The sequence below is a fragment of the Rhodothermales bacterium genome, from assembly GCA_013002345.1.
In the GTDB taxonomy this organism is placed as follows: domain Bacteria; phylum Bacteroidota; class Rhodothermia; order Rhodothermales; family JABDKH01; genus JABDKH01.
The window spans coordinates 1-9324 of record JABDKH010000332.1; the positions used below are offsets into that span (position 1 = coordinate 1).

A 9324-nucleotide genomic window follows, 5' to 3' on the forward strand; every position below is an offset into this window, starting at 1 on the left:
CTCTACAGGTAGGGGTCAGGCCGCATTGAGAAGATTAGTTGTCAAGATGCTCAGCCCACTGCGCAACGTCGTAGTTATCGATGGTGCGCGATAGATCGAGCGGTGAGACACCGTGATTGTTTCGGCGGGTCTCCACCATGCGCTCGAAGCAACTCAATGACATCTCTGGAGCCCCGCGCTGCGCATTACTTATTGGCCTGCAACGCTATGCAAACACCGACCGCGTCTCGTATGACGGCGTGACCGGCGTCAGTCGATCCCTTGATGATCTCGCCGCCGCCCTCGCCAACGAGTCGAAGACTCTCCTCGAGGTCATCGACAGGCAGACCAAGTATCCAGACGGGTGGGATTCCCTCGTTGTCGCCGCTGGAATGGCAGATTTCCGCGGTAGACACACCGTCCGGGCGCAGCATTTCGAATCCGCCGTCGACGTCGGCCGAGGCTCTCGACCATCCGACGACCTGTTCGTAGAAACGGCACGTGGTGGGGACGTCCGAAACCACAAGCGTCAGCCATGCAATACGTCCAACACTCTGGGGTTGATCTGCCGCCTCCGACTCGTCGCCAACGACAGGGATTACGCCGAATGCAGCACCCATGGGGTCTACAAGAACGGCCCATTGACTTTGACCGTCCTCACTCCTGGCGTGCATTAGCTCGCTTCCACCAAGTTCGAGGGCGCTTGCCGCGCTGGCACCAACGTCGGAAACCTGGAAGTGCGGCATCCATTGCAAGGGGAGGGCCTCGTATTCAGGGGAGCGAGCCCCCAGGCCGATGACTGGTGTACCGCGATTGTTCGTCAGATCGTCACGCCAAAGGGGAGCGCTCCCAGTGGTTAGGATCTGTGAGTAGAAGCTGAGTTCCCGCTCATGTTCCGGCACCGCAATATCTGCGCTCAGGACTCCGCCGACGCCGGGGGCAAATGGATTTCGCATGACCACCTCACCTGTATCGAGTGCGCTAGAAGTTAAACGGGGCCAATCAACAACCACAACCGAGTCGGCCTATACGTATGAAAGCTTCGCCGGCAACGGATTAACGGTGAAAACAACCTCCGATCAAAAGGTTAGACAACGATCCTTTTCTGGTAAGTACAAACCGTTGTTCGGTGCAGGCTAGGGTCATGCACCCCACCGAAATGCTATGTTGAAAGGATGGCAAGGTCACTGACGGACGCGAGCTCCGCCAGGAATGCGTCGAATACCTCAACGCCGCTTCGCTGCTGTCGAATCGCGACGGAAGGCATCTCAGCATCAACGCCCGAGAACACGCGGCCCGGTTCGACACGATCGATCGCCTTGTACCATTCTACCAGCCACGGTAAGAACGAAAAGTGCTTCTCGAAACGCCGTCGTCGCCGAGTCAGATCTGTGGCACGACGATGGCGAATAATGGACTCAGCAGGATTGAGGAACACTACCGCATCTGCCAGGCCCAGACGATTCTCGTGAAACGCACGACGATGAGCTGCGAGCGCGTTCTGCCAGTCGGAAACTGAACACAGCCCTGCTCGCAATTCGCACCAAGCGTAGTGGAGCTTGAACGGGTCCGTGTCGCAAATAGCAATGCCGCACGACTGCTCGGCGTCCAGTGCGTTACACCATCGACGAACGTGAAGGTCTACGAAATGACTCGCCCGATCGTGACTCGATGCGAGCGTCGCTGATAAAGGGATGGCCTCCAGAACAACCTGTTCTGGAGGTTGCAGACTGGACCAAGTCGTCTTCCCGGCGGCACTCACGCCTTCCACTACGACAATCATCACGACTATGATGGTTGCAAAAAGGTTAGTTGTCGTTCGCTCTTGCCGCGGCGTCCCGTTCTGACAGTCGTTGTCGTCGATTGGGTTGCATAATGTATGGAAGCTTCACCGGCAACGGATCGCTCTCGGGCTGAATAGCAGCGACACTCCCAGGTCGATCCTACCCTGCGTCCGACGCTCCACCGCACAATAACGGTTTTTGCATTAGCGGCGCGGAACGCGTGGCTGCATCATAGTCGGCAGAACAAGACGGGTTGGCAAGGGGGGAAATCCCGACACGGCGATCGACTCGGCGCCGAACGCACTCGCGTAGCCCACGATGAGAAACGGTTGGTCCTCTCATCTCGTTCAGTTGTTTACTGGTCGCACCGTCGCTCCCGGTATCGCTGGTTTCGTGCAGCGTCAGTATACTTCAGACAGTATAGGTAGATCAGGTCTGGGGTCGCAGTCACGTTGTGGTGTCGATCTCGCAAGATGTAACCATAGTAGAAACCCAATTCATGAATGTTAAACTGATCCTCTTCGTCGGAGCGACAATCTTTGGCCTTTGGACTTGCTGGGGATTGTACGTGATCTACAGTACGGAGCGACCTCCGTACGAAGTCGTTCGAAACCTCTCCCGACAGGTGGAGATTCGGCAATATGAAGAGCAGACATGGATCTCCACTCAGTACGAAACCGATAAGTCAGCATTTCCTGTGCTTGCATCCTACATATTTGGCAGTAATAAAGAAGGAGAGACGGTGTCGATGACGGCACCGGTGATCACAGATGAGAAGATGTCATTCATTCTGCCCGAGGGTGTCTCGGTAGAGAATGCGCCCACACCGGCTGGGCAGGCAATCGAATTCACCACCATACCGCGACGGAAGCTGGCGACACTGGCGTTTTCCTGGTGGACTTCGCAATCACGCGTCGAGAAGAAGAGGGCAGAGCTGCTCAATCTGCTTCGCGAGCTGGATGTGGAAACGCGGGGACGCGTGTTTCTGATGCGGTACAATGACCCCTGGACCCCACCTTTTCTTAGACGCAATGAAGTGGCGGTCGAGGTCATTTGAGCATCGCGGGCGTCGTTGGATCACGGTAGCGGCCATCACCGGCAAAGACATCGAGGTTGACCGACGAGCCCACCAAGGTCGAATCAAGTGTTCGCCGCTCTAGGTTGACGCTCCAGGAGACGACACGTTACGTCTGCGCAGCAACGTTTGTCGATGCTGTTTGTTGGATCCACTTGCTGAGTGCGTTTGCCCCCGGGCAAACTCTGGCTACACGGCAAACTAGTCGCGTCGTCGTTTTCCGTAAGCCGACGATACCTGGTCGATTCCACGACCTCCCAAGCGGATCCCGTTGGATCATCGACTAAACCCACCTATCCATTCAAAGTAGTTTGCTCCGAATCCGTCAAGAGCGCCGCGTGCCGTTGGACTAGGATCGCCGTAGACAGTAAAAGTCACTGGCTCAAGACACCCGAGGAATCGCTCGGCGAAGTTTGCTCCAAAGTTGTTCAGGTGAGCGATTACCGCATCTGAATTCACGTAGCGCTCGTAAATGTGGCACGTCGAGCCATCTTCGCTGATGAACCACTCATACGCTTCGGTTCCAGGTTCTTCTTGCCGCGTAGAAGCGACCATCTCAGTCATCAACGTTTGCACTTTCTCGAGTTGTCCATCTCGAACAGACAAGCGGAGATTCCAGGAAACTGTATCTGGCATGGTAGGGTCCTCAGCTATGAGTGAAGGTGAAGGGTCCTCGGCTAGAACAGGCGGTGTTGCCTGTGGAGCTTCTACGGCAACAGGTCGACAGTGACTTCAACCACTGCCGGTTGGTCCGCCGCCTGCTACCAATAGTAACCTGAGGGGGCCATCCGGTGCAAGTTCGGATTGTCCCGCATCGTCGCGAGGCACCCGACTTCTTACGGCCTGCGACAGAACTTGAGTTTCCAGTTTCGACCGGTTCATGCTTCGAGCGTTTCAGATCGCATCGAGTGCTAGCGGTCGCTGATGCCTTTCCCTGCGAGGATCTTGGGGATGCACTTCTGGATTCGCGCGACGCGAGTCGCCGATTGCTTGGCTCCCGTGAAGTGGAGGACGTATGCTCTTTGTCGTCCGGGGGTCAGGGCGTGGAACGCCTTCGTGAGCCTGCGGTCGTTCTTCAGGATTTCTGTAAGCTCCTCAGGATGCTTCAGCTCGTGCTTGGCCTTGAAGTCGACCTTCAGCCCTGCCTTCTCGACGGCGATGGCCTGCTTCACGTAAGACTTTACAACGGTCTTCTTTATATCAGCCTCGCATGTGAACTCCATCCGCAACGCGGACTGTGTGTTCTTTCCCTGGCTGCGGAGCATGCCATGCGTGTCCTCGAGCAGGACACCCTTGAAGAACATGAGCGAGCAGTGCTCTTTGAAAGGTTGGATGATGGCCACGTTTCTCCCCTCGAACATGAAGCATGGCTTATCCCACTTCAGGTCTTCGCCCAGCCCGCAATCGAGAAGGATCAACCTGAGTGTCCGGGTCTCGCATTGCCACTTTGTGGCCCGGCTCACGAACGTATCAACTTTGCTATTCCGGGTCGCGGTCATGGGTGTTTCTGAACTGATAAGGTTGCAGTTTACGTCTTCCGAACCCACGATTCAGGTCGTGCGGGATGGCCACTACCACCTCTTCTTCGTGAGATGATAGGTGAGTGCTGCAGCGATGCAGTCTGATGCTAACTCTCGAGGTAGCGGGGCCACGACGTCAAAGACGACGGCTCGGTTTCCTTGAAACGTTAGTCCCGTTGGGCCCCACTGCTTGAACGTCTCAACCAGGGTCGTCTGGCAGTTGAAGAACAGGCAGTACTTCGCCGGATCCTTCTTCATTGGGCCGATGCGAATCGTGCTGCCACTCTTCGTCTCGGCCGTCAGATAAGCCGGTTCACCCCATTTCAGCGTCTCGTGGAGTTTCCCGACCCCATCCGTCTCAGCAGCGGTGGCAAAGATGAGAGCGCGAAGCTCAAGTAGACGCGCCCGCACGCCTGGGGCGTGACTTTCGAACACGGTCATGATCTCAGGGGATGGAGTCGGCGTCATCTCAATCAACGCGTTCTCAAACGCCGTCAGGTAGTTTCTCTGTAGGGCGGAGTGCGCCTACGAGTATGGTCGGTGGGAAGGCGGTGATTGTCAAGATCGACCCTACAGGGCTGGCATCCACTACGCGGGAGGGTTGGGCCGCCGAACGGCTGTACCAGCGAGTCACGACGGGTCCTTCACGAAGAGATACACGGCCCAACCAATTTCCTTTCGGCCCCACTCGAGGTAGTGGTCGCGCGACTTCCGCACCTTGTCCAACAGCTCCCGAACGTCCGGATCGTCACGATGGTGCTTCGAGTATTTCTCGGCGGCGTACCACTGGTAGCCCTCGTACCGATCCCAGTCATCCTCGTTTGAGACGACGGCGTGGAGAAGACCTAGCCCCATCCGGAGCCCCGTTTGAATATTTCCTATGTGGGTGCCGAAGCTCGACTCGGTGAATTCAGCAGCCTCGAGATGCTCACGGGACGGAGCGGTTCGCCAGAAGGGCTCGCCGACCAACACCAGCCCGCCTGGTATGGCATAAGAGGATAGAGCACGAAGCGTTCCTTCCAGTCCGCCCCAGATCCAGGAGGCACCTAAACAGACTGCCGCGTCGAACGACAATGGCTTTGCGCTGTAATCACTTCCATTCGCTTCCACGATCTCGACTGCGGACGCAAGTCCAGCCGCCTCGATCTTCGCGCGAGCGTCCGCAACACAGTAGGGAGACATGTCGACGCCGACCGCGCTGCAGTTCCATCGCCTGACGGTCCGCACCAGGAACTCAGCCTTTCCACACCCGATGTCGACGACCTGAGCCTCATCCGGAAGTGCCAGGAGCTCGATCAACTCATCGACTTTGGCCTCGCTCAGCGGATTCCAGAACACGTGGTGCTCATGCCCGATAGCGAAATACTTCCAGATATCCATGGGCTTTCTTTCTGCCTTACGTTAAGCTAGTGGCGGCGAGTTTGCCGTCCCCGCGGAGACCGGTTAGGTTGTTTGTACGGTTCAAGTCGACCATCATCACGTGTAACTCTAGCTTCCACTACTGTCCAGGTAAACCTTCAGGCAATTAACGAAGTAATGGTCCCACCCCCGCTCACAAACCTCATAGCAGTCGAGCGAAGGAGCGAGCCCCTTGTGAACAAAGCCTATCCGGGTGCGCCCGTTTTCCGCTCGTATACTCCAGCTCAAGACGGTGCCTTGCCACTCCTTGAGTATTGAGTTCGGCAAGCCTTCGTGAACGTGGTGCGCGTCTATACACTGGAGTTCCACGCATTCAGCAGCGACCAACTTAAGTACACGCATGGTCCAGTGCGTAGCGTCGAACGTGAAAGTCACCAGTTCGCCAACTTTGGTAATCGGAGAGCTGATGGGCGTCCACCACTCGCCGAACTCGGCTGTCAACGCTCGGAATGCCGCGCTGGCTGTGTTGGATATGACAATTTCTCGTGTGTAGTCTTCAGTCCACATTACTGTCTCGTCTTCCGGACTACCAGTCTTCTCATTTGCGGCGCGGAGTTTGCCGAAGCCAACGTATGCAGATGCTAGCGGCCCCGCAAGTGGGAAATCCCGGAAGGCCCCGTGCGTGCTACACGATAGGGTTAGGCATCACCAATCTCCGAACGAATGGCTCGAATTCGCCGAACATGATGCTCGACATGGTCAGCCTGTATCTCAACGACCGCGCCTACCGGCACCAGCGCTGTGCGAACTCTGGATGCGCGGCACGCTGGTCGCTGGCGAGCCTAGAGAGGTGGTCCCGCCATCTCCTGGCCATGTTCGGCTGCTAGGGCAGCCGCGGCTCCCTCGTCGAAGCCATCGCCCATGAAGGCGAAGTGAAGGGCCCGAAACATCTCCTCGATCCTGAGCGCGGGGTTAAAGGTGTACCGCAGACACCCAGGGGCCGATCCGACATTCTTGAACGCGTGGACACTGCCTTTCGGTACAAAGGCCGTGTCCCCGGGCCCAAAGTGGTGCAAGGCGCCTTCGATCTCCACGTCGAAGTGGCCCTCGAGGAAGAAGAAAGTCTCGTCTTGGAGGTGGTGAATGTGTCGGGGCGGTCCCGTATCGGGCGCAACGATGTCTTCGAACACGGCGATCGCGCCGCCTGTGTCGTCACCCGTGAGGAGGATCTTCACTGCGATGCCCTCGGCGATCTCGAGGGTCTCGGCCGAGGTATAAGGCTTTATCGCTGGATCCATGGATGGGCAGGCAACTTGAGAGCAATATAACAATTAAGCTTAGCAGAAAAGGGCTAATCGCTATCGAAAGGGCCGTCACACGTGAACCGGTTCGAGATGTGGCACCGATACCCGCTCGCGATCGGCAACGAACTCGACCAGGCGCCGTGCCCGTGACACACGCCGTGTCTCTTTTCTAGGCGATACCATAACCCGACTGAGTACCACGCCATCCATCGACCGGGCGAGCGATTTCCGCTCATTGTGATCAGTCGTTCACCAGTCTTTCCTACGGATGATCACTGGAACCGCTCGATCAGCCATGCGGCGGCCTCCCATGTGAACTTGCGTGGAAGGGAATGTCCGGACTCGAAAAAGGTCAAGTCACTTCCCTCGGGAAGCAACCCGTGCAGCGTATGGACATCCGCCGGCGAGCTGAGCCAGTCATCCGTGCCGATGAGGAGCAGCGTCGGGACGGTGGCCCGAGCGGCAAAGTTGAACGGGTCGGTCGAAAGCGGCGCCTCCCTCGTAGGCACGGCACACCCCACAGCGGCGACGAGCCGCGGCTCCAATGCAGCGAGGCGTAGTGCGATCCCACCACCCATACTGTACCCCACGACGGCCATTCTCGCTGGATCCAGCTCTTGGCGGCTCGAGAGGTAGTCGAGGGCGCGGCGGGCATCGATAGTGGACTCGACGACCATGTCCCGATTGCGCGTGAAGAGGCTGTCGCCGAACGTCAGGTAGACTGGATTCTGGTAGTCGTTCACTGCGCTACGCTCACCGTGCAACTGAAGGTCGATGGCAAAGACGCCGATCTCCGCAGCCAGCAGAGAATCTCGCAAATCGACGCGGTCGTCCCGCTCCCACCGGTCTTTCGAGCTACCGAGGCCATGCACGAGAAGTACGACGGGTACCCTTGCGTCTCGGGACTGCGGTAGGGCCAGGATACCCGGGACTCGCTCTCCGTTCTGCGTGGTGAACACGACCTTCTCGTAGGTAATGGCGTCCTCCTCCCATGACTCCACAGTTCGCGGAGAGATAGGCAAGCTCCGGTCGTAGTCATAGAACTGCCTGACAACTCCGAATACCTCATCTGAGGACGGAGCGAAATCCGCTCGATGAACCTGTTGCGGCGGTAGTTCTTGAGCGTAGGCTTCACCTGGGCTGAATGCCAGGATAAGCACTGCAGCGATTAGGAGCGCGCCTACAGACAATGGAGAGGGCCAGGGCGGTAGTGGCTTTGGCATCATAGGATGATGGTCGGTAGAACATACCAGAGTGTCAAGAGGGTTATCCGTGCACACCCCGCCTGCGCAGCATACGTGGGTCACGTTACGTCGGGGCTATCGAATTCATCCAGGGTGTGTTCGACATGAGTGATGCAGCGATCAATCGAGGGTATCGGAAGATAGCTTCCTCCAACGCCGTTGCTCTAGTTCGACATCAAGCGCAGAAAGAAGGGTAGGGAAGTACGCTTCCATGGAGACGTCGCTTGCTTCGTAGGCGGATAGGGCCTCATACAGGAATAGGCTGAGGATGTATCCCCTCTCGTACTCATTCTCAACCATGGTTGCTACTTCTTCTTGAGACGCATCATGCAGCCGACCAGAGAGAATCTTGTCAACCGTTCGTACTAGAGATTCCTCGACCACGGTCTTCCAGGTGCTGTTGCCCCCGAGTCTTTCCTGAGCCAGTGGCAGTAGAGCCAAATGCGACTCAATTTCGCTGACGTGCTTGTCGATAAATGGACCGACGATGTGGTGGGCAGCTTCGTGATAGTACGAGGCTGGGCTCGGCTCACCCGGTTGGGGACCGAAGACTAGATACACGTCTCCGTTTACCGTCACTGTGAACGCTGTAAAAAATGACAACAGTGGACTGTAGGCTGTTATGATCTTGCCACGGTGATCCTGGAAAACGAAATCATCAGCCCTGAAATAGGCATTCAGGTGATCCAATGCCGTCGATGCGTAGGGCTTGTACTTGTCATGTTCTGTTTGAAGTCGAGGGCCATAGGTACGCCAGAGTTCGCCGATACCCGCCCGGCGGTAGAATGCCGTCAGGCGTCCGTCCAACTCCGGCAGATCCTCGATGATTTCGTCAACCCACCCGCTGCTCGTTTCGTCCTCAAACACCAGAGAGAAGGTAGGTGGACCCTCCAAGGCAAATGCGAAGGTCCCGTAATATCCTAGAGAGTGGCCATGGCTTGAATAGTAGCTCCTGATTGAGTCTTGATACGTCTCGGGAAGCCTTTCCTGAAGCAACTTCCGGACCTCGGCCCGGATCGGATGCATCCCGTCCGAGCGATACTCCAGATCGAATCCGCC

General features: G+C 57.1%; 11 protein-coding genes. 1 reads left to right on the forward strand and 10 read right to left on the reverse strand.

Annotation, left to right across the window (positions count from 1 at the left end):
• Nucleotides 1–185: 185 nt before the first annotated feature.
• On the reverse strand, nt 186–935 hold the full coding sequence (locus tag HKN37_15805; protein ID NNE48116.1) for a hypothetical protein: 750 nt from the start codon (nt 933–935) through the stop codon (nt 186–188).
• Between the two features lie 206 nt (nt 936–1141).
• On the reverse strand, nt 1142–1765 hold the full coding sequence (locus HKN37_15810) for a hypothetical protein (protein ID NNE48117.1): 624 nt from the start codon (nt 1763–1765) through the stop codon (nt 1142–1144).
• Between the two features lie 497 nt (nt 1766–2262).
• On the opposite strand from HKN37_15810, the gene HKN37_15815 reads away from it, so the two are divergent.
• Nucleotides 2263–2820, forward strand: coding sequence for a heme-binding protein (locus HKN37_15815; GenBank protein NNE48118.1), 558 nt, complete (start codon nt 2263–2265; stop codon nt 2818–2820).
• Between the two features lie 294 nt (nt 2821–3114).
• Here the strand turns inward: HKN37_15815 and HKN37_15820 are convergent, their stop codons facing one another.
• The 8 genes from HKN37_15820 to HKN37_15855 all read right to left on the reverse strand — a co-directional run.
• Nucleotides 3115–3474, reverse strand: a complete 360-nt coding sequence (locus HKN37_15820; protein NNE48119.1) for an antibiotic biosynthesis monooxygenase — start codon at nt 3472–3474, stop codon at nt 3115–3117.
• 275 nt (nt 3475–3749) lie between these two features.
• Nucleotides 3750–4337, reverse strand: coding sequence for a hypothetical protein (locus HKN37_15825; protein ID NNE48120.1), 588 nt, complete (start codon nt 4335–4337; stop codon nt 3750–3752).
• A gap of 72 nt (nt 4338–4409) precedes the next feature.
• Complete coding sequence (locus HKN37_15830) at nt 4410–4826, reverse strand: DUF1801 domain-containing protein (protein NNE48121.1); 417 nt, start codon at nt 4824–4826, stop codon at nt 4410–4412.
• A 162-nt stretch (nt 4827–4988) separates the two neighbouring features.
• Nucleotides 4989–5738, reverse strand: a complete 750-nt coding sequence (locus HKN37_15835; GenBank protein ID NNE48122.1) for a class I SAM-dependent methyltransferase — start codon at nt 5736–5738, stop codon at nt 4989–4991.
• Nucleotides 5739–5846: 108 nt separating this feature from the next.
• On the reverse strand, nt 5847–6284 hold the full coding sequence (locus HKN37_15840) for a hypothetical protein (GenBank protein ID NNE48123.1): 438 nt from the start codon (nt 6282–6284) through the stop codon (nt 5847–5849).
• 275 nt (nt 6285–6559) lie between these two features.
• A complete protein-coding gene (locus HKN37_15845) occupies nt 6560–7015 on the reverse strand; it encodes a cupin domain-containing protein (protein NNE48124.1) in 456 nt (151 codons plus the stop codon).
• Between the two features lie 278 nt (nt 7016–7293).
• The gene (locus tag HKN37_15850) at nt 7294–8247 is read right to left on the reverse strand and encodes an alpha/beta fold hydrolase (GenBank protein ID NNE48125.1); all 954 of its coding nucleotides are present in this window, start codon (nt 8245–8247) and stop codon (nt 7294–7296) included.
• 138 nt (nt 8248–8385) lie between these two features.
• On the reverse strand, nt 8386–9324 hold a 939-nt coding region (locus HKN37_15855; GenBank protein ID NNE48126.1), incomplete at its 5' end, for a hypothetical protein.

Excerpts from the sequence above, each read along its gene's own strand:
- HKN37_15850 (NNE48125.1), bottom strand. The coding sequence starts at position 8,247 with ATGATGCCAAAGCCACTACCGCCCTGGCCCTCTCCATTGTCTGTAGGC.
- HKN37_15830 (NNE48121.1), bottom strand. The coding sequence starts at position 4,826 with ATGACGCCGACTCCATCCCCTGAGATCATGACCGTGTTCGAAAGTCAC.
- HKN37_15840 (NNE48123.1), bottom strand. The coding sequence starts at position 6,284 with ATGTGGACTGAAGACTACACACGAGAAATTGTCATATCCAACACAGCC.
- HKN37_15820 (NNE48119.1), bottom strand. The coding sequence starts at position 3,474 with ATGCCAGATACAGTTTCCTGGAATCTCCGCTTGTCTGTTCGAGATGGA.
- HKN37_15805 (NNE48116.1), bottom strand. The coding sequence starts at position 935 with ATGCGAAATCCATTTGCCCCCGGCGTCGGCGGAGTCCTGAGCGCAGAT.
- HKN37_15825 (NNE48120.1), bottom strand. The coding sequence starts at position 4,337 with ATGACCGCGACCCGGAATAGCAAAGTTGATACGTTCGTGAGCCGGGCC.
- HKN37_15815 (NNE48118.1), top strand. The coding sequence starts at position 2,263 with ATGAATGTTAAACTGATCCTCTTCGTCGGAGCGACAATCTTTGGCCTT.
- HKN37_15835 (NNE48122.1), bottom strand. The coding sequence starts at position 5,738 with ATGGATATCTGGAAGTATTTCGCTATCGGGCATGAGCACCACGTGTTC.
- HKN37_15845 (NNE48124.1), bottom strand. The coding sequence starts at position 7,015 with ATGGATCCAGCGATAAAGCCTTATACCTCGGCCGAGACCCTCGAGATC.